This is a genomic window from Micromonospora sp. KC723 (assembly GCF_004348595.1).
Lineage (GTDB): Bacteria > Actinomycetota > Actinomycetes > Mycobacteriales > Micromonosporaceae > Micromonospora.
The window spans coordinates 37,771-59,056 of the sequence record NZ_SMKD01000010.1; the positions used below are offsets into that span (position 1 = coordinate 37,771).

Below are 21,286 nucleotides of genomic sequence, written 5' to 3' on the forward strand. Positions count from 1 at the left end.
TCGTGCTCGCGATGCTGCGCGCGGTCGGTGCCAGGCAGCAGGGCTCGGGACGGCAGCCAGGCCCGGATACGGCGACGGCCGCCCGGCACTGCCGGACGGCCGTGTGACCGCGGTGGTGTCAGCGCTTGCGCAGCAGCGGCTTCGCCAGGGCCCAGTAACCGGCGGCGATGGCGTTGAAGACGCCCATGCCGGGGGGCGAGTCGACGTTGGACGGGGCGACCCGCGCGGTCATCAGCTCGGCGACGACCCCGTCGGGCACGGTCCGCTCGTCCTGCAACTGCCGGCGGCGGGACTTCAGCCAGGCCCGGTTGGTCCAGAGCCAACCCCAGCCGCGGAACTTCTGCTTCACCCAGCCGCCGGCGAGCGCGGCGGCGAGCATGGCCGCCTCGGTGAGCAACAGGACGGGCGCGAGCACCAGCAGGGTACGCGTCTCGTACGCGGTGAGCAGCGTGACCAGCCGGTTGCGCTCGACCAGGTAGAGCTTGAGGGCGTTGCGGGAGAACTCGTAGTGGTGCTTCACCACCGCGTCCGGGACGTACTCCAGCCGCAGGCCGCGCTGCCAGAGGCGCAGGCTGAGCTCGGTGTCCTCGTGGTAGGCGAAGTACTCGGCGGCGAAGCCGTCCAGCTCGCGCCACAGCGCCCGGTTGATGACGAAGCAGCAGCCGCTGAGCGAGGGCACCGTGGTGCGTACGGCGTGGGCGCTGGCCGGCTCCCCGTTGCCGCCGGCCCAGGACAGGCCGGTGAAGTGCAGCGGGTTGCCGGAGGTGTTGATCAGCTCCGGGTTGTCGGCGAGGCGGATGGAGGCCATGGCCGCGCCGACCTCCGGTTCGCCGGCCACCGCGACCACCCTGGCCAGCGCGTCGGGGGCGACGATCGCGTCGGAGTTGACGAAGGCGAGCCAGTCGCCGGTCGCCTCGGCGGCCCCTACCCGGCAGCCGCCCGAGTAGCCGGTGTTCTCCTCGGGGCGGATCACCCGGACGCCGGGGAAACCCTTGACGATGTCGATGCCGTCGCCGGTGCAGCCGTTGTCGACGACGATCAGCTCGATGTCGACGTCGGTGCTGTCCAGCACGGCGCGGGCGGCGTCGACCAGGTACGGTTCGGCGCCGTAGGCCAGCATCACCGCGGACACCTGCGGGCGGGTCATCGGATGCCTCCGGATACTCCAGTGGCCACGGCGTCGAGGGGCCGGGTCGGGGCGGGAAGGGGACGGGGCCGGGCGCGCAGCAGCACCGCCATGGTGGCGGCGGTCACCACGGAACCGACGGTGTAGGCGAGTTCGACGCGCAGCGCCACGGCCACCGGGGCGAGGGTCACCGCGACCAGCGCGGCCACGCCGACCAGCCAGGCGACGGCCTGGGCGCGGTGCCGGTCGAGGGCGAGCAGCGCCTGGCCGAGCACCATCGCCCACAGGTAGGCGAGGGTGGCCGCGGCCAACCAGGCGAAGTCGCCGTGGCCGAGCACGCCGGCGGCGTCGAAGAGCACGCCGACCAGCCACGGGCCGAGCGCGATCGCGCCGACCGCGCCGAGCACGCCGAGCGCGGTGACGATGCCCAGCGCCCGGCGCAGCAGGCTGTGGAAGGCGGTGAGGTCGCCGGTGCTCGCGGCGGTGGCCAGGCCGGGCAGCAGGGAGGCCTGCAGGGAGGCGAAGACGAACAGCGGGATGCGGACCAGCACCAGGGCGGAGAGCAGGGCGCCGGCGGTGGTGACGTCGTCCGGGTCGAGCAGCCGTACGTTGATCACGCCGACGTTGACCACGACCTGGGAGAGCAGGCTGGAGGCGGTGAGTAGACCGAGGCCGCGCAGCAGCGCGCGCCAGGCGACGGGTGGGCCGCTTCCGACGGCGCGCAGCACCGGCGGGAGGGTGAGCAGGACGCCCGCCAGCGGGGCGATCACCAGCACCAGGCCGTACCAGAGCGGGGAGGTGACGCCGGTGAGGCCCAGCACGGCGACCATGCCGATGCGCAGTCCGCCGTCCACCCCGAGCTGGCCGCCGTACCAGGGGAAGAGTTGCAGGCCGGAGAGGACACCGCGGGTGGTGTAGGCGACCGCCATGGCGGCGAGCGACCCGACGAGCACCCACACCATCGCGCCGTCGCCCTCGAAGAGCCGGTCGGTCAGTGGGCCGTGGGCGGCGAGGACGACCACCACCATGAGCGCGAGCACACCGGTGGCGAGGGCGGCGCCGCGGGCCAGCACCGGCCCCGGCGGCAGCCCCTGGGTACGGCGGGCGGCGACGACCCGGGCGACCTCCTGCTCGACCGGCATGAACACGCCGATGCCGAGGGTGAAGACGATCGACCAGAGCACCGACAGCGACGAGTAGTCGGCCTCGGTGAGACTGTGCCCGGCCACCGCGAGGTGGACGTAGGAGGCCAGACCGAGCAGCGCCAGCCCGGCACCCACCGCGAGGGTGCCGGGCGGGACGAGGCCGAGCAGGCGCCGCATCACCGGCGGATGAGCGCGAGCGTCAGTACGGCGAAGGCGCGGCCCAGGTAGATCATGGCCTTGGCGGGGGAGTGGCTGGGCGTGCCGGCCATCCGCTTGCGCATGGCCACCGGCACCTGGCGGATCTTGTAGCCGCGCCGGGCGGTGTGCACCAGGGTCTCGACGGTGTCGCCGAGGTACTCGGCCGGGTACCAGCCGGCGAACATCTCGATGACCCGGCGGTTGGCGGCCCGGAACCCGGAGGTGGTGTCGGTGAGCTTGGTCTTCGCCACCTTGGAGAGCACGGCGGAGAGCATGACCATGGCCCACCGGCGGGGGCCGCGGACGCTGTAGTCGCCCTCGCCGGCGAACCGGGCGCCGATCACCAGATCGATGTTGTCGTCGAGCAGGTCGACCAGCTTCGGCACGTACCGCGGGTCGTGCTGGCCGTCGGCGTCGATCTGGATGGCGACGTCGTAGCCGTTGTCCCGGGCGTACCGGTAGCCGAGCCGCATGGCCCCGCCGACGCCGAGGTTGTACGGCAGTTTCGCCACCCGGGCGCCGGCGGCGGCGGCCACGGCGGCGGTGCGGTCGGTGGAGCCGTCGTCGACGACGAGCACGTCGACACCGGGCAGTTCGCCGCGTACCTCGCCGACCACGTCGGCGATCGACCCGGCCTCGTTGAGAGCGGGGATGATGATCAGTACGCGCTTGCCGTTAACCATCGTGCGACACCAGTTCGTCTCGGGCGGGTTGGGTCCGGGCCGCCCGCTGCGCCTCCACCTCGGCGCGGAGCAGGGCGAAGTCTTCGGCCAGGGTGCGGGTCTCCTCCTCCAGGGCGCTGACCTCCCAGCTCAGGTGCACACACACCAGCAGCAGGAAGACGATGCCGAGGAAGAGTACGAGGCTGACGCCGGAGACGACGCCGAAGAAACCGGCCACGTTGTCCAGCAGGCGGGGGAACAGCGATAGCGGGATGACGATCAGCAGGACGGCGAGCCAGAGCATGCCGTACTTCTCGCGGAGCTGCCGGCGGCGCAGCAGCTCGACGATGGTGACCAGCAGGATCAGACCGGTCAAACCGGTGACCAGGGTGAGCTTCATGCGGCCTTCCACGGGGCGGGTGGATTGGGGGATGCGAAGGCGTCGGACAGTGTGTCGTGCCAGTCCGGCAGCGGCGGTAGACCTGCCGCCGCCCAGCGGTCGTGCCCTAGCACACTGTACGCCGGTCGGGCGGCCGGACGCGGGAACCGGTCGCTGGTCGTGGGGTGGATCCGCTCCGGGTTCAGCCCGGCGAGGGCGAACGCGGCGCGAGCCAGTCCGTACCAGGTGGTACGGCCGGAGCAGGTGCCGTGGTAGACCCCGGCGGGGGCACGGCCGGCGAGCGCGGCGTCGGCGAGCGCGACCAGCCGGGCGGCCAGCGCGTACGACCAGGTGGGCTGGCCCTGCTGGTCGTCGACCACGTCGAGGCGCTCCCGCTGGCCGGCCAGGCGCAGCATGGTGGCCACGAAGTTCGGGCCGTGCGCGCCGTAGAGCCAGGCGGTACGCACCAGGTAACCGGTTTCGGGGAGAAATCGGACCACGGCCCGCTCCCCGGCCAGCTTGCTGCGCCCGTACGCGTTGATCGGGTCGGTGGGGGCGTCCTCGGCGTACGGGGTGTCCGCGTCGCCGGCGAAGACGTAGTCGGTGGAGACGTGGAGCAGCCGGGCCCCGCTGTCGGCGCAGGCCCGGGCGAGGTGCGCCACGGCGTCGCCGTTCACGGCGGTGGCGGCGGCCTCGGCGCGCTCCGCGCCGTCGACGTCGGTCCAGGCGGCGGTGTTGAACACCACGTCGTGGCCGGTGACGGCGGCGCGGACGGCCGCCGGGTCGGTGATGTCCAGCTCGGCGCGGGTGGCGGCGGTCACCGTCAGGTCGGGTCGGGTGGACAGTACGGCCAGCAGGTCCTGCCCGAGCATGCCCCCGGCGCCGGTGACGAGGGCGCGTGTCATCCGGCCTTGGCCGCCTTCAGCGGCTCCCACCAGGCCCGGTTGTCGCGGTACCACCGCACCGTCTCGGCCAGCCCCCGGTCCAGGTCGATGCTGGGGGTGTACCCCAACTCGGCGCTGATCTTGCTGATGTCCAGCGAGTAGCGGCGGTCGTGGCCCTTGCGGTCGGCCACCGGCACCACCCGGTCCCAGCCGGCGCCGCAGGCCTCCAGCAGCCGGCCGGTGAGCTCCTTGTTGGTCAGCTCGGTGCCGCCGCCGATGTTGTAGACCTCGCCGGCACGGCCCTTCTGCTGCACCAGGGCGATGCCACGGCAGTGGTCGTGCACGTGCAGCCAGTCGCGGACGTTGCCGCCGTCGCCGTAGAGCGGGACGGTGCCGCCGTCGAGCAGGTTGGTCACGAACAGCGGGATGACCTTCTCCGGGAACTGGTACGGCCCGTAGTTGTTGGAGCAGCGGGTGACCACCACGTCCATGCCGTGGGTGCGGTGGTACGCCAGGGCGAGCAGGTCCGAGCCGGCCTTGGAGGCCGAGTACGGGGAGTTCGGCGACAGCGGCCAGGTCTCCGTCCACGACCCCTCGTCGATCGAGCCGTACACCTCGTCGGTGGAGACGTGGACGAACCGGCCGGTGCCGTGCCGCAGGGCGGCGTCGAGCAGGGTCTGGGTGCCCAGCACGTTGGTGGTGACGAACGGGGCGGCACCGGCGATCGAGCGGTCGACGTGCGACTCGGCGGCGAAGTGCACGATCACGTCGTGACCGGCGACGACCTCGTCGACGGTGGCCGGGTCGCAGATGTCGCCCCGCACGAAGCGCAGCCGCGCGTCGTCGCGTACCGGGGCGAGGTTGGCGAGATTGCCGGAGTAGGTGAGTTTGTCCAGCACCGTCACCGCGGTGGGTGCGACAGCGGGCACGCCGGTGACGTCGCCGCCGGGCACGCCCAGCAGCATCCGTACGTACTCCGACCCGATGAATCCGGCTCCGCCGGTGACGAGAATCCTCACGGGTCCGGAAGTGTACGCGAATCCGCGGCGACACCGGGGACGCCGACCCCGGTGTCCGGTTCACGCCGGCGCAGGTAGTCTCCCCGGGTGCGTGGAATCCTTCTCGCTGGTGGCACCGGTTCGCGGCTCTGGCCGATCACCCGGGCGGTCTCCAAGCAGCTGATGCCGATCTTCGACAAGCCGATGGTCTACTACCCGCTGTCGACGCTGGTGATGTCCGGGGTGCGCGAGATCCTGGTCATCACCACTCCGGAGGACCAGGCCCAGTTCCAGCGGCTGCTCGGCGACGGCGGCCAGTGGGGTCTGCGGCTGGAGTACGTGACCCAGGCCCGCCCGGAGGGCATCGCGCAGGCCTTCGTGCTGGGCGCCGACTTCATCGGCGACGAGTCGGTGGCGCTGATCCTCGGTGACAACATCTTCCACGGCGCCGGCCTGGGCCGGCAGCTCGCCGCCGACGGCGACCCGGAGGGCGGCCGGGTCTTCGCGTACCCGGTGGCGAACCCGGAGGCGTACGGCGTGGTCGACTTCGACGCCGACGGCAGGGTGCTGTCGATCGAGGAGAAGCCGGCGCGGCCGAAGTCCCGCTACGCGGTGCCGGGGCTCTACTTCTACGACAACCGGGTGGTCGAGATCGCCCGGGGCCTGAAGCCCAGCTCCCGGGGCGAGCTGGAGATCACCGCCGTCAACGAGGCGTACCGGGAGGCCGGTGAGCTGTCGGTGACCGTGCTGGACCGGGGCACCGCCTGGCTGGACACCGGCACCTTCGCCTCGATGATGCAGGCCGGCGAGTTCGTCCGGGTGATCGAGGAGCGGCAGGGTATGAAGATCGGCTGCGTCGAGGAGGTGGCCTGGCGGGCCGGCCTGATCGACGACGACCGGCTGCGTGCCCTGGCCGAGCCGCTGACCAAGAGCGGTTACGGTGACTACCTGCTCGGCCTGCTGGCGGAGAAGAACGAGGTGGCGGGACGATGAGCACGCGGGGCGGGTCGGCTCTGCGGGCCGCGCGGCCGCGAACGGAGGTGGCGAAGTGAAGATGCGCGAGTTGAGCATCGAGGGCGCCTGGGAGATCATCCCGCAGCAGCACGGCGACCCGCGCGGGCTGTTCATGGAGTGGTACCGCTTCGACCGGCTCGCCGAGGCGGTCGGCCACCCGCTGCGCCTGGCGCAGGGCAACCTGTCGGTCTCGGCGCGGGGCGTGGTGCGCGGCTTCCACTTCGCCGACGTGCCGCCCGGCCAGGCCAAGTACGTCACCTGCGTCCGTGGTGCCGTGCTGGACGTGGTCGTGGACCTGCGGGTCGGCTCGCCGACGTTCGGCCGGTGGGAGGGCGTCCGGCTGGACGACGTCGACCGGCGTGCGGTGTACCTCAGCGAGGGGCTGGGGCACGGCTTCTGCGCGTTGACCGACGACGCGACCCTGAGCTATCTCTGCTCCACCACCTACAACCCCACCGGGGAGCACGCGGTGCATCCGCTCGACCCCGACCTGGCTGTCGAGTGGCCGGTCGAGGAGCCGAAACTGTCGGCCCGGGACGCCGCCGCGCCGACCCTGGCGCAGGCCCGCGGGTCGGGGCTGCTGCCGGAGTACGACGCCTGCCGGTCGTTCACCGAGAGCCTGCGGGCGGACGGTTTGCCGTATCCGGACGGGATTTGATCGACCGAGAGGCACCAGTCGCGGTGTGACAGTGACGAACGGGGCCTCCGGGCGGCTAATGTCACATCATGGAGCGGCGAATCTTCGGCCTCGAGACCGAGTACGGCGTCACCTGTACCTACCGCGGGCAGCGTCGGCTGTCCCCTGACGAGGTCGCCCGGTACCTCTTCCGCCGCGTCGTGTCGTGGGGCCGGTCGAGCAACGTGTTCCTGCGCAACGGCGCCCGGCTCTACCTGGACGTCGGGTCGCACCCGGAGTACGCCACTCCGGAGTGTGACTCGGTCACCGACCTGGTCGCCCACGACCGGGCCGGCGAGCGGATCCTGGAGGGCCTGCTCGTCGACGCCGAGAAACGGCTGCACGACGAGGGCATCGCAGGCGAGATCTACCTGTTCAAGAACAACACCGACTCGGCCGGCAACTCGTACGGCTGCCACGAGAACTACCTGGTCTCACGGCACGGGGAGTTCGGCAGGCTCGCCGACGTGCTCATCCCGTTCCTGGTCACCCGGCAGTTGATCTGCGGCGCGGGCAAGGTGCTGCAAACCCCGCGAGGGGCCGTCTACTGCCTCTCGCAGCGGGCGGAGCACATCTGGGAGGGGGTGTCCTCGGCGACCACCCGCAGCCGCCCGATCATCAACACCCGGGACGAGCCGCACGCCGACGCCGAGCGGTACCGCCGCCTGCACGTGATCGTCGGTGACTCCAACATGAACGAGGTCACCACGCTGCTGAAGGTGGGCAGCGCCGACATCGTGCTGCGGATGATCGAGGCGGGCGTGGTGATGCGCGACCTGACCCTGGAGAACCCGATCCGGGCCATCCGGGAGGTCTCGCACGACATCACCGGCCGGCGCAAGGTCCGGCTGGCCTCCGGCAAGGAGGTCAGCGCACTGGAGATCCAGCAGGAGTACCTCGCCAAGGCGACCGAGTTCGTCGAGCGCCGGGGCGGCGACCAGACCGCCAAGCGGGTGGTCGAGTTGTGGGGCCGGGTGCTGCGGGCCGTGGAGACCGGCGACCTGGACCCGGTGGCCAGGGAGATCGACTGGGTGAGCAAGCTGCGGCTGATCGAGCGTTACCAGCGCAAGCACGACCTGCCGCTGTCGCACCCCCGGGTCGCGCAGATGGACCTGGCCTACCACGACCTGCGCCGGGGCCGCGGCCTGTACGGGCTGCTGGAGCGGCGCGGGCAGGTCGACCGGGTCGCCACCGACCCGGAGATCTTCGAGGCGAAGGAGACCCCGCCGCAGACCACCCGGGCCCGGCTGCGCGGCGAGTTCATCCGGCACGCCCAGGAGAAGCGCCGGGACTTCACCGTCGACTGGGTGCACCTGAAGCTCAACGACCAGGCGCAGCGCACCGTGCTCTGCAAGGATCCGTTCCGGGCGTACGACGAGCGGGTGGAGCGGCTGATCGCCAGCATGTGAGCCGTCACCGACGGCCGGTGCCCGGGGCGCCGGCCGCCGGTGCCCCGGTACGCTGGCGTGGCGATGAACACCTCCGAACCGGCCGACCGCGAGCGCGGCGGCATTGAGAAGCTGAACTTCGTCGAGCGTCGCCGGGAGAAGATCCGCGCCGAGATCGAGCGCAACCGCCGCGGCGAGCACACGGTGCCGACCTGGGTGCTGGTGGTCGCGTTGCTCGTCATCGTCGGAGGCTGGCTGGCGTTGGTGTTCATCCTGGGCTGAGCCGGCCGTGCCTCCCGGTCAGTTGTACGGCATCGAGGGGAACCAGCCGACCCCGAAGTACGCGGGCACCCGCAGGTCCCAGTAGACGACGGTGAAGACGCCGAGGGCGACCAGCAGCCCACCGGTCACCACGGCGGCCCGGGCGGGGTCGGCCATCCAGCGTAGGAAACGACCCCGGCTGGCCAGCACCACCGCCGCGAAGAGCACCGTCACCAGCACGACGTTGCCCAGCGACTGGAGGGTGAACGCCGCCGCGCCGTACAGCGGGTTGCCGGTGTCGGCCGCCCACTGGAACAGCTTGTGGAACAGCGGGTACGGCCGCCCGATGAGGAACCCGCCGACCAGCGCGCCCATGGCGACCACCCGGGCCACCGGCCGGCGGGCGAACACGTCGGGCAGCACACCGAGCGCGGCGAGTCCCAGGTAGGTCAGGGCCAGCCCGATCAGGCCGAACACGACCGAGGACTGGATGAGACGCACCGGCACGCCGTCGACGGTGGCGGTGGACAACTGCGGCAGGCGGTCGCCGAGCAGCACGCCGACCGCGCCGTAGGTCGCCGAGACGGCGACCATGCCGAGGGTCAGCCAACCCACCGGGCGCAGCATCGCCCGCAGCGCGGACCGGCCACCGGCGCTGCCGTGGTCGCCACCGGCCTGACTCATCGGCCCGATCGACGCCGCCATGGCGATGTTGCACGCGGTGAAGGTGCCGGCGAAGCCGGAGACGAAGGCGAACAGGAGCCCGGCGGCGGTGCCGGCGATGGCGGTGGACTTGGCGTCGTGGCCGAGCAGGGTGTTCGCCACCGTGTCGCCGATGACCTTGTCGACCAGTTCGAACGACCAGAGCAGGGCCAGCAGGATCCCGGCCAGGACGGCGAGCGCCACGACCCGCGCCCGGCGGGGCGGCGTGTGCGGTCGGACCGGCGGGTTCACGGTCGGGGTCGGGTAGGCGGGGGATCGGGTCATGGCGGCTGCTCTCCTCCCGGTGGACGTGACGGTACGGAGGTGGCCCGTCATGAGGTCGGCATCAGCATGGAACCGCTCGCCGCGCAGAGCCTTCTTCCTGCGTGCGCAGTTGCCCACGGGCCGCCGGGACGGCGCAGGCGCGCACGCCAGGAGTTGATCCGGGACAGCCGGCGGGTCAGGCTGCCGGGGGGAAGAGCCGGCAACCGGCCGGCGGGGGCCGGAGGTGAGCGGTGGCGCACATCGATCTGGGGCTCGACGAGAAGACCTTTCCGGGGATCACCGGGCCGATGCGGTTCCGGCCGGAGACGGCCCGGCCGCTCAACGACCTGGCCGAGGTACTGCTACGCGCCCCGCACCCGACGCTGACACCGGGGGAGCGGGAGCTGATCGCGGCGTACGTCTCCGGGCTCAACGAGTGCCGGTTCTGCTGCGCCTCCCACTCGGCGTTGGCCGCCGCCCAGTTGCCCACCGGCGGGGAACTGGTCGAGCGGGTCCGCTCCGACCCCGACACCGCCCCGATCGGCGACCGGCTGCGGGCCCTGCTACGGATCGCCGCCGCGGTGCAGCAGAACGGCCGCCAGGTGACCGCCGAGTTGGTCGACGCGGCCCGGGAGGCGGGCGCCACCGATCTCGAGGTTCACGACGCCGTGCTCATCGCCGCGGCCTTCTGCATGTTCAACCGTTACGTCGACGGCCTCGGCACCTGGGCGCCGGACGACCCGGTCAGGTACGAGACGGCCGCGGCGCGCATCGTCCGCGACGGCTACGCGTCGGGGTAGGGAGTCCGGGCGAGCCGCGCGGCGTGCCGGCCGGCCGCGGCCGCCGCCAGGAAGTAGGCGGGGTCGGCGTCGAGCCGGCGGCCCATGGTGGACAACGGCACCGGCAGGGCGCGTAGCGCCGCGTCCAGGCCGTCGACGGGCACCCGGACGACCCGGTGCCGCCCCGCGAGGGGTGCCAACGCGGCGTCCACCTCGGCGGCCAGCGCCACAGCCAACCCGTCGGGCACGACCAGGTCCGCCGGGGCGAGGGCGACCCGGCCGTACGCGGTGAGGCTGTGGTGCGACACCCCCCGGTGCCGGGGGCGGGGGTCGGCGTCGGAGATCCGCAGCGAGCCGACCGGCCGACCGGCCAGCGTGGCGACGGCGTTGACGGCCTCGCCGACCCCGACTCCGGAGAAACCCCACCGGGTGCCGGTACCGAGGTTGCCGGGCCCCTGGGCGACGATCGTGACGTCGGCGCGCAGCACGTGCCGGGCGGCGAGCAGTCCAGTGTGCACGGTGGTGGCCTCCAGGTCACCGCCGAAGGCCTGCCCGACGCTGACCGTGCCGACGAGCCGGTCGCGCAGTCCGTCGAGGGTGCGGGAGAACCAGGCCGGCAGCGCGCCGCCGTCGGTCAGCACGTACGCCACCCGCGCGTCGGGCGTGTCGGCGTGGACCCCGGCGAGGATCGCCGGCAGCGCGGAGTGCAGGTCGGCGGTGACCACCGGCATGCCGTCCAGGCTGTCGACGCCGGCCAGCAGGTCGTGGTGCGGGGACGCCTCCTCGTCCACCCCCATCGTGATCGCCTGTAGCGGGGTGTACCGGGCCTTCACCAGGTGGCCGGCGTCGCGGGTGTCGGCGGCCTGCGGCGGGTCGGGCGGGAGCCGGTCGGGCAGCGCCACCACCAGGGCGTACCCGCCGGTGCCCAGCCCCATCAGCAGGGCGCCGGCGTTGAGCAGCACCCGGTCACCGGGGCGCGGGTCACCGACCAGGGCCGGGTACGCCAGCGCACGCATGGTCACCCCGCCGGCCAGGTCGACGTCGAGTTCCACCGCGCCGGCCCACCGTCGCCGTACCGCCGCCACCGTCCCGGACCGCCATCGCACCATGCCGGCACGCTATCGGCTCGTCGACGGGCGTCGTACCCTCGGCCCCCACCGTCGCGCCGGCGGCTGCCCGGTCACCGGCGCCGGAGCTCGGACTCCAACCGCCGGATGAGCGTCTTGCGGCCCTTGCCAGCCCGCTCCTGCCGTAGTGCGGCCCTGAGCTGGCGTGCGTCCAGGCCACGGAGAAGGGCGACCGCCTCGGTGACCGGTAGTGCGGACAGCCGTCCGACCGTGGTGGCATCCCGGCGTGCGCGGCTGGCCGGTCCCGTGTTGGCCACGTACTGCCGACCGGACCGGGACGCCTGTCGCTTCCTGGTGTCGGTCGCGCGCCGCTGTTGCTCCGACAGCTGCTGCCACGCCCGTTTCGGCAGGTAACGCCTCGTCTCGCCGTTCTTGCGCGCGCGGGTGGAGCCGGTCCTGGTCTGCCAGTCCTCGGCGCCCCACCGTTGCAGGGACTTCTGCCGCTCGTCCTTCGGCCCCTGGTAGCCTCCGCCGCGCCGCTGGTACTCCTTGGTCAGCAGCTGCGACTTGCGGGCCGACCACTGTCCCGGCCGCCCGCCCCGGTCGGAGGCCCTGATCTCATCCTTGAGCTGTTCCCGCAGTTCGGGCCTGGTGTACTTCGCCATGCGGAAGCGTTACCCGGCGCGATGTGGCACATGCGTGCCGATGTCGTAGCGGTCCGCGCCGGGAGCGTCTCGCATGGGTCAGCTCCGGTGGGGCTCGCCCGGGGTGCCGCGTGCCTGGATCCGCCGGGCCCGCTGCCCGTCCGTTCCCGGCATGGACCGGGTCGGGTCGAGGAAGACGTACCCGATCTCCGGGTAGCGTCCGGTGAGCCGGCGCTCGGCCTCGTCGGCGGCGGCCTCGATGTCGGCGCCGGTGGCGTCGTCCCTAAAGTCGACCTTGGCGGCGACCAGGACGTCGTCCGGGCCGAGCTGCATGGTCAGCAGAGTGTCGATCCGGTGCACCGTGGGCAGGTCGGTCAGCTCCCGCTCGATCTCGTTGTGCAGCCGTTCCGGCACCGCCCGCCCGACCAGCAGCGAGACGTTGTTCCTGGCCAGGACGACCGCGACGACCAGCAGCAACAGGCCGATCAGGATGGAGGCGACGCCGTCGTAGAGTTCGTCACCGGTGGCGTGGGACAGACCGAGCCCGACGCCGGCGATCAGCAGACCGACCAGGGCCGCGCTGTCCTCCAGGAAGACGGCCTTGACGGTGGTGTCGGCGGTCAGCCGCAGGAACCGACGGGGGGTGGTCCGCCAGCGGCGGGACTCGTTGCGGACCTGGCGTACGGCCCGGCCCAGGGAGACCGCCTCGATGGCGAAGGAGACCGCCAGGACGACGTAGGCGAGCCCGTACTCGCCGCTGTGTTCGTGCACCAGGATGGTCGTCACGCCGTGGGTGACGGCGAACCCCGCCCCGGCGACGAAGGTGAACAGCGCGGCGATGAACGCCCAGAGGTAACTCTCCTTGCCGTAGCCGAAGGGGTGCCGGACGTCGGCGGGGCGCGCGCCCCGGCGCAGCGCCAGGTAGAGCAGCACCTCGGTGGTGGTGTCGGCGACCGAGTGGGCGGCTTCGGAGAGCATCGCCGCGGACCCGGAGAGCAGCCCGGCGACCAGCTTGGCGACCGCGATGGCCAGGTTCGCCGCCCCCGCCACCACCACCGTGCCGACGCTCTCGGTCGTACTCTCGGATGCCGTCATGCGCCTCACCCTAGAGGGCCTGCCGGTCCGGGGGCGGCGGCCGGCCGGCGGAGGTACGTGGTGGCCGTACCCGACGCGCCCGTACGGTCCGGTTCCCCGGCTGCCCGTCGGGCCGGGCCCACCGACGGGCGACCGGCCCGCCGGTCACGTCAGGCGCCGGGTCGGGGAACCGAGTGATGGCCAACCGGCTGACCTGTGTCGCGAACCCACCGTAGAGGCCGTCGGAGGAGTGCTCGGTGGCCGGCGACACGACCTGCTCGTCTGGTACTCCTGCGGCGGTGAGCCGGTCGGCCAGCGGCGACGGTCCGGGTCGGTTCCACACTGATGCCCGTGGTCGACAGCATGATCGTCGCCACGGGCCGGACCAACGGCCGCTTCCGTAAGCTTCGCTAAGCTCCCTGTTAACGATCCCCGCCGCCGGAACTACTGTCGTACCGATCCAGGCCGAGGCGAGCCGCTACTACGCGTGGCCCGGCATCACCTACGTCCCCATCCGTGATGCGGAACCGAGCCAGTGGGCGCTGATCTGGCGTACCGCTGGAGAAACCGCCCTCATCCGCGCGTTCGCCCAGACGGTCGCCCGCGTCTGACCGGCCGGAACAGCCAATCGCACCCCGCGGGTCCGCGCTCTGCCCGCGCCGGCGCCACCGCGCCCAGCAGGGTGAGAAGCCCGCATACCGAAGCCGTGTCGGCGCATCGTGCCCCCGGGAACGCGCTCGTGATCATCCTGGCGGGCGCTGACTGTACCAAACGCTCATCGAGGCAATCGGATGGCTGACCGGTGGCGGTGGCGCGGGCCGCTGCGCCGACGCGCCCGCGTGGGTGCACGGGTCCAGCGCCCGGGCTGCTAGCGTTCACCCGTGTCGCGGAACCGCACCGAACGCCTGGTCAACCTTGTGATCTGCCTGCTGTCCACGCGACGGTTCCTGACCGCCGCCCAGATCGCCGCGACCGTGCCCGGTTACGAGCACGATCCGGACGACCCGAAGGAACACGAGGCGTTCCAGCGCAAGTTCGAACGGGACAAGGCCGAGCTGCGTGAGCTGGGCGTGCCACTGGAGACCGGGACGGCCAGCGTCTTCGACGCCGAGCCCGGCTACCGGATCGCGCACCGCGAGTACGCGTTGCCGGACATCCCGCTCGAGCCGGACGAGGCCGCCGCGGTGGGCATCGCCGCGCGGCTCTGGCGGCACGCCGGGCTGGCCGCCGCCGCCTCCTCCGGCCTGGCGAAGCTGCGTGCCGCCGGGGTGGACGTCGACCCGCAGGCCACCCTGGGTCTGGAACCGATGGTGACCGTCGACCCGGCGTTCGCGCCGCTGACCGCCGCCGCCCGGGACCGGCGGGAGGTCGGCTTCGACTACCGGGTGCCGGACCGGGACGCGCCGAGCCGGCGCCGACTGCAACCCTGGGGTGTGGTCTGCTGGCGGGGCCGCTGGTACGTCGTCGGCCACGACCTGGACCGGGATGCCGCCCGCTGCTTCCGGCTGTCCCGGGTCGTGGGTCCGGTCCGGGTGACCGGGCAGCCGGGCGGCTACGAACCGCCCGCCGGCCTGGATCTGATCAGCCACGTCGCCCGCTGGTCGGGGCCGGTGGAGCGGACCGGCCGGGCCGCCGTGCTGGCCACCCCGGGCCGCGCCGCCGGCCTGCGCCGCTGGGCGGTGCGGACCGAGCCGAGCCCCGACGGCGACCTGTTGACCCTGCCGTACGCCGACGCCGACTACCTCGCCGGGCAACTCGTCGGGTACGGCCCGGACGTGCGGGTGCTGGATCCGCCGGAGGTGCGGGACGCGGTCATCCAACGGCTCAAGGAGATCGCCGCCCGACACGAGGAGCTGGTCGTGGCCGGAGGTGCCCGGTGACCCGCCCGGCCGCCCGGGGCGGTCCCCGCACCTCCGCAGACCGGCTGGCCCGGCTGCTCAACCTGGTGCCCTACCTGCTGGCCCGCCCCGGCATCGAGATCGCCGAGGCGGCGCGCGACCTGGGCGTCACCGAGCGGCAGCTCCGGGAGGACCTGGAGTTGCTCTGGGTCTGCGGGCTGCCCGGGTACGGCCCCGGGGACCTGATCGACATGGCCTTCGACGGCGACCGGGTGACCATCACCTACGACGCCGGCATCGACCGGCCGCTGCGGCTCACCCCGGACGAGGCGCTCGCCCTGGTGGTGGCGTTGCGGATGCTCGCCGAGACGCCGGGGGTGACCAACCGGGAGGCCGTCGAGCGGGCCCTCGCCAAGATCGAGAGCGCCGCCGGTGACCTGGTCGGCGCGCCGGTGGCGGTGCGGCTGCCCGGCGACACCGAACGGGTACGCGAGCTCAGCGCGGCCGTCGAGCGGGGCAGGGCGTTGCGGATCACCTACTACACGGCGGCCCGGGACGAGACCACCGAGCGGACCATCGACCCGCTGCGGATGCTCATGGTCGGCGGCCGGGCGTACGTGGAGGCGTGGTGCCGGCGGGTGGAGGGAGTGCGGCTGTTCCGGGCCGACCGGATCGACGCGGTCACCGAACTCGACGAGCCCGCCGCGGTCCCGCCGCAGGCCCGCCCGCACGACCTCACCGACGGCGTGTTCCGTCCCTCGCCGGACCTGCCGCTGATCACCCTGCGGATCGGTCGGGGGGAGCGGTGGATCACCGAGTACTACCCCTGCGAGCGGGTGGAGGCCGACGGTGACCGGTGGCTGGTGTCGCTGCGGGTGACCGATCTGGGCTGGGCACGCCGGTTCGTGCTCGGGCTGGGGCCGGACGTCACCGTGGTCGCCCCGGCCGAACTGGCCGACCAGGTCCGCGCCCAGGCCACCGCCGCGTTGGAGGCGTACGCGGCACCGGTGGGCGCGGCGCCGTCGGTCGACCCGGCGGGGCAGGGCGGTCCCCGGTAGGCTGACCCGCGTGGTGAAGTGGATCGTGCTCGCGGTGGTGCTGTTCGCGCTCGTCGTGCTGGCCCTGGCGGTGCGGCCGGTCGTGGCGCGGGTGCCCCGGCTGCGCCGGGCGGCGCTGGCCCTGCAACGCCGCCAGACCGAGGCGGAGGCGCTGCGCGAGACCGCCGAGGCGCTCCAGGAGCGGGCCGAGGCGCTGCAACGGCGGGCCGAGATCGCCCAGGACCGGGTAGCGCTGATCAGGGCCAGGCGCGGGAAGTGACCCCCGGTCGGTAGATCGGGCGCGAGCTGCGCGTTCGTGCTCCGTTTCGCGCACCGAGGAACGCCCGCGGATGGTTGACGGGACACTTCCAGGTGGTCGAGACTTCACCGGCCGGCCGCGTCACCAGTGGCCCGGCGGGTGGCAACGGGCCGTGACGCACGTACGATGGGCACCGACCCACCCTTCGACACAGAGCGACTGGAGCTTCCCATGGGTGCCCTCAAGCCGTGGCACATCGCCGTACTCGTGGTCGTGCTGATCCTGCTCTTCGGCGCGAAGCGGCTTCCCGACGCGGCCCGCTCGCTGGGCCGCTCGCTGCGGATCATCAAGGCGGAGACCAAGAGCCTGCACGACGACGACCGCGACCTGGCCGAGAAGGCCGACGCGCAGGCCGGCTACCAGCCGCTGCCGCCGCAGGCCGCCCAGCAGCCCTACGTCCAGCAGCAGTACGCGCAGCCGCAGCAGCCGTACGCCCCGCAGGCCCCGCAGCAGCCGCTCGCCCCGCAGGCCCCGCAGCAGCCGCTCGCCCCGCCGGTCGACCCGGTGCAGCGCGTGCGCGACAACTGACCGAAGGGCCGGAGCACCGTGGCCTTCGCGCTCCGCAAGCGCGGCCCGAGCAACTTCGACCGGGCCGCCGACGGGTCCATGACGCTCATCGAGCACATCCGTGAGCTGCGTAACCGTCTGTTCCGTGCCTCGCTGGCCGTCGTGGTCGGTTTCGGCTTCGGCATCTGGCTCTCCGGTCCGGTGCTGCACCTGCTGCAGAAGCCGTACTGCGACCTGCCGAAGGCGCGACTGGTCAACGGGGAGTGCAACTTCGTCCAGCTCGGTCCCGCCGATCTGTTCCTGCTCCAGTTGAAGGTCGGCCTCTGGGTCGGTCTGATCATCGCCGCCCCGGTCTGGCTCTACCAGCTCTGGGCGTTCATCGCCCCCGGTCTGCACCGGCACGAGCGGCGGTACGCGTACTTCTTCACCGGCCTGGCGGCACCGCTGTTCGCCGCCGGCGCGGTGCTGGCGTACTTCGTCACCGCCAAGGGGCTGGAGTTCCTGCTCAACGTCTCCGGCGGCGGCGACATCACCACCACGCTGGACATCACTCGGTACATCTCGTTCGTCACCAACCTGATCCTCCTGTTCGGGGTGGCCTTCGAGTTCCCGTTGATCGTGTTGATGCTCAACTTCGTGGGGCTGGCCAGCGCGCGGAAGCTGTTGGGCTGGTGGCGGGTGGCTGTCTTCCTGTTCTTCGCCTTCTCGGCGGTGGTCACCCCGACCCCGGACCCGTTCGGCATGACCGCCCTGGCGGTCTGCCTGTCCGCGCTCTACTTCGGCGCGGTCGGGATCGCGTTCGTCAACGACAAGCGTCGCGGGCGGGGCAAGGAGATCTACGCCGGCCTCGCCGACGACGAGGTCTCCCCGCTGCGCTTGGACGACGAGCCGGTCACGGCCACCCCGGAGTTGGAGATCCCGGTGCCGGTGTCCGCCCCGGAGCCGGTCGCCAGGCCCGCGCCGATCGACCGCCGCTTCGACGACATGACCTGACGGCCGGGTCAGAGCACCTGGGAGAGGAAGCGGCGCAGCCGGGGATGTTCGGGGGCCTCGAAGATCGCGGCCGTTCGCCGGCTTCGAGGACCATGCCCTGGTCCATGAAGGCGACGGTGTCGGCGACGGAACGGGCGAAGCCCATCTCGTGGGTGACCACCACCATGGTCATCCCGCCGGCCGACAGGTCGGCCATCACGCCGAGGACGCCCTTGACCAGCTCCGGGTCGAGCGCCGAGGTGGCCTCGTCGAAGAGCATCACCTGTGGTTGCAGGGCCAGCGCGCGGGCGATCGCCACCCGCTGCTGTTGCCCGCCGGACAGGTGCGCCGGCCGGGAGTCGGCTTTGGCGGCCAGTCCCACGAGGTCGAGCTGGGTGCGGGCGACCTGGACGGCCTCCTCCTCGGACAGCTTCTTCAGCTTTCGCAGCGCCAGCGTGATGTTGCGCAGCACGGTCATGTGCGGGAAGAGGTTGAACTGCTGGAAGACCATGCCGACCCGTTGGCGCAGTGCGTCCGGGTCGTCGCGCAGCACGCTGCGCCCGTCGAGCAGCACGTCGCCGGAGTCCGGCTCGATGAGCCGGTTGATGGTGCGCAGCAGGGTCGACTTGCCTGAGCCGGAAGGGCCGATGACGCAGGCGGTGCCACCACGGGCGACGTCCAGGTCGGCGCCGCGCAACACCGTGTTGGCCCCGAAGGACAGGTGCACGTCGCGTACGGTGAGGCTGACCGATTCGGTCATCACGGCTCCTTTCGTGCGGCGGTCTCCGGCGGCAGGGCACTCTCGCCGGCCACGGCCAGCCCGCCGTCGTCGTCCGGGTGCACGGCCACCGTACGGCCCTGGCGCAGCCGCCGGTCGATCCCGTTCACCGCGTGGGTCAGCGGCACGGTCAGCGTCAGGTAGAACAGGCCGGCCAGCAGCAGCGCCGACTGGTTGCCGGTGTTGGCCGCGTAGTCCTGTCCGATCCGGAACAGCTCCCGCTGGCTGGCCAGCAGGCCGAGGAAGTAGACCAGGCTGGAGTCCTTGATCAGGGCGATCAGTTGGTTCACCCAGGCCGGCAGGACCCGGCGTACGCCCTGCGGAACGATCACCAGCCGCATCGCCTCGCCCCAGGAGAAGCCGAGCGCGCGAGCGCCCTCCAGCTGCGCCGCCTCGACACTCTGGATGCCGGCGCGGAAGATCTCCCCGATGTAGGCGGCGGCGATCAGCGACAGTGCCAGGATGCCCAGCGGGTAGGGGTTCGGGCCCCAGACCCGCATGCCCAGCGGCGCCAGGCCGACGCCGATGAGCAGGATGGTCGCCGCGGCCGGCAGGCCGCGGAACACGTCGGTGTAGACCCGGGCTGGCCAGCGCAACCACCGGGTACGGGAGATGCCGGCGACGGCCAGCAGCATGCCCAGCACCGAGCCGAGCAGGGCGGCGGAGACCGCCAGGATCAGCGTGTTGGGCAGCCCGACGGTGAGCATCTCGGGCAGCGCCTCGCGCATGGAGTCCCAGTCGAAGAAGGTCTCCCACAGGGTGCTCAACGGATCCATCGAATTCTCCTACCGCCCCGCTCGTCCGGTCTGCGTACCGTCAGGAGTTGGCCGACGCCGACGGCACGGCCACCGTGCCGCTGCCCGGGGTGAACTCGGCCGGGATCGGCCGGCCCGGGTAGTACTGCTCCTGGAGCCTCGTCCAGGTGCCGTCGGCGATGACCTCGTCCAGGCCCCTGTTCAGCGCCTCGCGCAGCTTGTCGTTGCCCTTGGCGAAGGCGTACGCGGTGGGGGCCGGGCTGAGCTCCTTGGCCGCCACCCTGATCTTGCCGTTGCTGTCCGCGGCGGACTTCTCGCCGATCTCGGCCGGGGCGATCCAGGCGTCGGCGGTGCCGGCCTTGAGTTGGTTGATCGCGCCGTTGTAGTCCGGCACCCGGACCGGGTTCAGGCCCTTGCCGGTGGCGTAGTCGTCCTGCACGGTGCCCTGCACGACCACGACCCGCTTTCCGGCGAGCTGGTCGAAGCCGTCGATCGTGGAGCCGGCGGGCACGTCCAGGCCGAAGTAGCCGAAGTCGTAGCCGTTGCCGAAGTCCACGGTCTTCTTCCGCGCCTCGGTGATGGTGATGGAGGAGCTGCCGATGTCGAACTTGTGGTTGGCGACCTGCGACAGCAGGGCGGAGAAGTCGGTGCCGACGAACTCCACCTTGAGGCCGACCTTCGCGGCGGCGGCGACCAGCAGATCGTTGTCGAAGCCGGTGAACCTGCCGTCCTTGAGGTAGACGTTCGGCGGCGCGTCGGTGAGCGTGCCGGCGCGCAGTACGCCGGGCTGGAGCAGGCCGTACGGGTTGCTGGCGTCGCCCGTGGCGTCGTTGCCGCCGCAGGCGGTCAGCGTGGTGGCGGCGAGGACGGCGGCGGTGCCGAGCGCGGCTACCTTGGACAGGGCAGGAAGGAATCGCACAGGTTTCTCCAGGCTGAACGCCGGCGGGCGTGGGCGCGCGCCGGGGACGGCCCGCCGACAGGGCGCGCCGTGGGGGTATCGGTGGGAGGTCGACTACGGGGTCGGGCGGCGACAGCCGTCGCTGCAGACCCGCATCAGGTCGATGTGCCGCCGCCGGACCAGCGTGACGCCGGTGACCGGCGGGGCGCCGCCGAGGGGCGGGACGAGAGGTTCAGCAGACACGGTTCTCCTGGGTCGGTGCTGACCTGGGAGCCAGGCCACGCTTGCACCGGCGCTGCGCCGGTGCCTGGTCTTCACCCGGAGCACCCCACCGTGGAGGAGGGTTGCCGGCCAGCGAGCCGGGGCTTGACGCTGGCGCTCATGACCTGTCCAGAAGGCTAGCAGCAGCGCCGGGGTGATCGTCCAGCTGTTATGACGGCCCTCACTCTCACCCCTTACCGCTCAGCGGGCGTCGTAGCGGGCGCGGGCGGCTTCCACCTCGGCCAGGTGCGTGGTGGCCCACGCCTCCAGCCCGGCGACCAGGCTGAGCAGATCGCGACCGAGGTCGGTGAGGGCGTAGTCGACCCGGGGCGGGACGCTGGCGTGCACCGTGCGGGTCACGATGCCGTCGCGTTCCAGGCCGCGCAGAGTCTGGGTGAGCATCTTCTGGCTGATGCCGTCGATGCGGCCGGCCAGTTCGCTGTAGCGCCTGCCGCCGTCGGCGAGGGTGAGCACCACGAGCACGCTCCACCGGTCGCCGATGCGGTCGAGGATCTGCCGGCTGCCGCAGTTGCGGTTGAACGGGTCGGGCTCCACCTGCTCACTCTCCATCAGTTCGCGACGTACTTCAAGGTGCCTTCTCTCCAACGGGAAGTACCGGGGAATCCTTCCCGTTGACCAGGGATGCAAGTTGCGTTCCGC

The 21,286-nt window shown here is 72.3% G+C and carries 24 protein-coding genes, 1 pseudogene and 1 riboswitch; of the genes and pseudogenes, 10 read left to right on the forward strand and 15 right to left on the reverse strand.

Annotated features, from left to right (window positions below; translation table 11 throughout):
- Positions 1-118 precede the first annotated feature (118 nt).
- The 6 genes from E1165_RS04505 to rfbB are packed head-to-tail and all read right to left on the reverse strand — an operon-like array spanning position 119 to position 5,413.
- A complete protein-coding gene (locus E1165_RS04505; protein WP_132387996.1) occupies positions 119-1,147 on the reverse strand; it encodes a glycosyltransferase family 2 protein in 1,029 nt (342 codons plus the stop codon).
- A complete protein-coding gene (locus E1165_RS04510; RefSeq protein WP_243704585.1) occupies positions 1,144-2,448 on the reverse strand; it encodes a lipopolysaccharide biosynthesis protein in 1,305 nt (434 codons plus the stop codon). The genes E1165_RS04505 and E1165_RS04510 overlap by 4 nt, the downstream gene beginning before the upstream one ends.
- Positions 2,448-3,152 (reverse strand): glycosyltransferase family 2 protein, encoded by a 705-nt coding sequence (locus tag E1165_RS04515; protein ID WP_132267525.1) that lies wholly within the window; start codon positions 3,150-3,152, stop codon positions 2,448-2,450. The genes E1165_RS04510 and E1165_RS04515 overlap by 1 nt, the downstream gene beginning before the upstream one ends.
- Positions 3,145-3,531 (reverse strand): DUF2304 domain-containing protein, encoded by a 387-nt coding sequence (locus E1165_RS04520; protein ID WP_132387998.1) that lies wholly within the window; start codon positions 3,529-3,531, stop codon positions 3,145-3,147. The genes E1165_RS04515 and E1165_RS04520 overlap by 8 nt, the downstream gene beginning before the upstream one ends.
- Positions 3,528-4,415 (reverse strand): dTDP-4-dehydrorhamnose reductase, encoded by an 888-nt coding sequence (gene rfbD / locus E1165_RS04525; RefSeq protein WP_132388000.1) that lies wholly within the window; start codon positions 4,413-4,415, stop codon positions 3,528-3,530. Before rfbD ends, E1165_RS04520 begins: the two co-directional genes overlap by 4 nt.
- The gene (rfbB, locus tag E1165_RS04530) at positions 4,412-5,413 is read right to left on the reverse strand and encodes a dTDP-glucose 4,6-dehydratase (RefSeq protein WP_132388002.1); all 1,002 of its coding nucleotides are present in this window, start codon (positions 5,411-5,413) and stop codon (positions 4,412-4,414) included. The genes rfbD and rfbB overlap by 4 nt, the downstream gene beginning before the upstream one ends.
- Before the next feature lie 87 nt (positions 5,414-5,500).
- Between rfbB and rfbA the strand changes: the two genes are divergently transcribed.
- From rfbA to E1165_RS04550, 4 genes are all read left to right on the forward strand, one after another.
- Positions 5,501-6,385, forward strand: a complete 885-nt coding sequence (rfbA, locus tag E1165_RS04535) for a glucose-1-phosphate thymidylyltransferase RfbA (protein ID WP_132388004.1) — start codon at positions 5,501-5,503, stop codon at positions 6,383-6,385.
- Positions 6,386-6,440: 55 nt separating this feature from the next.
- Positions 6,441-7,064, forward strand: coding sequence for a dTDP-4-dehydrorhamnose 3,5-epimerase family protein (locus E1165_RS04540; RefSeq protein ID WP_132388006.1), 624 nt, complete (start codon positions 6,441-6,443; stop codon positions 7,062-7,064).
- 68 nt (positions 7,065-7,132) lie between these two features.
- Positions 7,133-8,491 carry a Pup--protein ligase gene (pafA, locus tag E1165_RS04545; protein WP_132388008.1) on the forward strand — a complete coding sequence of 453 codons (1,359 nt, stop codon included), beginning with the start codon at positions 7,133-7,135 and terminating at the stop codon, positions 8,489-8,491.
- A 63-nt stretch (positions 8,492-8,554) separates the two neighbouring features.
- Positions 8,555-8,752, forward strand: coding sequence for a hypothetical protein (locus E1165_RS04550; protein WP_132388064.1), 198 nt, complete (start codon positions 8,555-8,557; stop codon positions 8,750-8,752).
- A gap of 18 nt (positions 8,753-8,770) precedes the next feature.
- On the opposite strand, the gene E1165_RS04555 is transcribed toward E1165_RS04550, so the two are convergent.
- Positions 8,771-9,718: a hypothetical protein gene (locus E1165_RS04555; protein WP_132388010.1), complete on the reverse strand. Its 948-nt coding sequence runs from the start codon at positions 9,716-9,718 to the stop codon at positions 8,771-8,773.
- A 230-nt stretch (positions 9,719-9,948) separates the two neighbouring features.
- On the opposite strand from E1165_RS04555, the gene E1165_RS04560 reads away from it, so the two are divergent.
- Positions 9,949-10,497: a carboxymuconolactone decarboxylase family protein gene (locus E1165_RS04560; protein WP_132388012.1), complete on the forward strand. Its 549-nt coding sequence runs from the start codon at positions 9,949-9,951 to the stop codon at positions 10,495-10,497.
- Here E1165_RS04560 and E1165_RS04565 read toward each other — a convergent pair.
- The 3 genes from E1165_RS04565 to E1165_RS04575 all read right to left on the reverse strand — a co-directional run bounded on the left by E1165_RS04565 (position 10,482) and on the right by E1165_RS04575 (position 13,282).
- The gene (locus E1165_RS04565; RefSeq protein ID WP_132388014.1) at positions 10,482-11,585 is read right to left on the reverse strand and encodes a DUF3866 family protein; all 1,104 of its coding nucleotides are present in this window, start codon (positions 11,583-11,585) and stop codon (positions 10,482-10,484) included. The two genes, E1165_RS04560 and E1165_RS04565, sit on opposite strands and share 16 nt — an antisense overlap.
- A gap of 71 nt (positions 11,586-11,656) precedes the next feature.
- On the reverse strand, positions 11,657-12,208 hold the full coding sequence (locus E1165_RS04570) for a DUF5872 domain-containing protein (RefSeq protein WP_132388016.1): 552 nt from the start codon (positions 12,206-12,208) through the stop codon (positions 11,657-11,659).
- Between the two features lie 78 nt (positions 12,209-12,286).
- A complete protein-coding gene (locus E1165_RS04575) occupies positions 12,287-13,282 on the reverse strand; it encodes a cation diffusion facilitator family transporter (protein ID WP_132388018.1) in 996 nt (331 codons plus the stop codon).
- Between the two features lie 860 nt (positions 13,283-14,142).
- On the opposite strand from E1165_RS04575, the gene E1165_RS04580 reads away from it, so the two are divergent.
- The 5 genes from E1165_RS04580 to tatC all read left to right on the forward strand — a co-directional run bounded on the left by E1165_RS04580 (position 14,143) and on the right by tatC (position 17,955).
- A complete protein-coding gene (locus E1165_RS04580) occupies positions 14,143-15,141 on the forward strand; it encodes a YafY family protein (protein WP_132388020.1) in 999 nt (332 codons plus the stop codon).
- Positions 15,138-16,157: a YafY family protein gene (locus E1165_RS04585; RefSeq protein WP_132388022.1), complete on the forward strand. Its 1,020-nt coding sequence runs from the start codon at positions 15,138-15,140 to the stop codon at positions 16,155-16,157. Before E1165_RS04580 ends, E1165_RS04585 begins: the two co-directional genes overlap by 4 nt.
- A 10-nt stretch (positions 16,158-16,167) precedes the next feature.
- Positions 16,168-16,416 (forward strand): hypothetical protein, encoded by a 249-nt coding sequence (locus tag E1165_RS04590; protein ID WP_132388024.1) that lies wholly within the window; start codon positions 16,168-16,170, stop codon positions 16,414-16,416.
- 210 nt (positions 16,417-16,626) lie between these two features.
- Positions 16,627-16,983, forward strand: coding sequence for a Sec-independent protein translocase subunit TatA (gene tatA, locus E1165_RS04595; protein WP_132388026.1), 357 nt, complete (start codon positions 16,627-16,629; stop codon positions 16,981-16,983).
- A gap of 18 nt (positions 16,984-17,001) precedes the next feature.
- Entirely contained in the window at positions 17,002-17,955 is a 954-nt protein-coding gene (tatC, locus tag E1165_RS04600) for a twin-arginine translocase subunit TatC (protein ID WP_132388028.1), read from the forward strand.
- Between the two features lie 8 nt (positions 17,956-17,963).
- Here the strand turns inward: tatC and E1165_RS04605 are convergent.
- The 5 genes and pseudogenes from E1165_RS04605 to E1165_RS04620 all read right to left on the reverse strand — a co-directional run bounded on the left by E1165_RS04605 (position 17,964) and on the right by E1165_RS04620 (position 21,196).
- Positions 17,964-18,694: pseudogene (locus tag E1165_RS04605) on the reverse strand (amino acid ABC transporter ATP-binding protein).
- The gene (locus E1165_RS04610) at positions 18,694-19,488 is read right to left on the reverse strand and encodes an amino acid ABC transporter permease (RefSeq protein WP_132388030.1); all 795 of its coding nucleotides are present in this window, start codon (positions 19,486-19,488) and stop codon (positions 18,694-18,696) included. The pseudogene E1165_RS04605 and the gene E1165_RS04610 overlap by 1 nt, the downstream one beginning before the upstream one ends.
- 40 nt (positions 19,489-19,528) lie before the next feature.
- Positions 19,529-20,386, reverse strand: coding sequence for an ABC transporter substrate-binding protein (locus E1165_RS04615; protein ID WP_132388032.1), 858 nt, complete (start codon positions 20,384-20,386; stop codon positions 19,529-19,531).
- A gap of 93 nt (positions 20,387-20,479) precedes the next feature.
- On the reverse strand, positions 20,480-20,608 hold the full coding sequence (locus tag E1165_RS30325) for a hypothetical protein (protein WP_256370639.1): 129 nt from the start codon (positions 20,606-20,608) through the stop codon (positions 20,480-20,482).
- Between the two features lie 32 nt (positions 20,609-20,640).
- Positions 20,641-20,752, reverse strand: a riboswitch (SAM riboswitch).
- A gap of 75 nt (positions 20,753-20,827) precedes the next feature.
- Positions 20,828-21,196: a helix-turn-helix domain-containing protein gene (locus tag E1165_RS04620; protein WP_132388034.1), complete on the reverse strand. Its 369-nt coding sequence runs from the start codon at positions 21,194-21,196 to the stop codon at positions 20,828-20,830.
- Positions 21,197-21,286 lie beyond the last annotated feature (90 nt).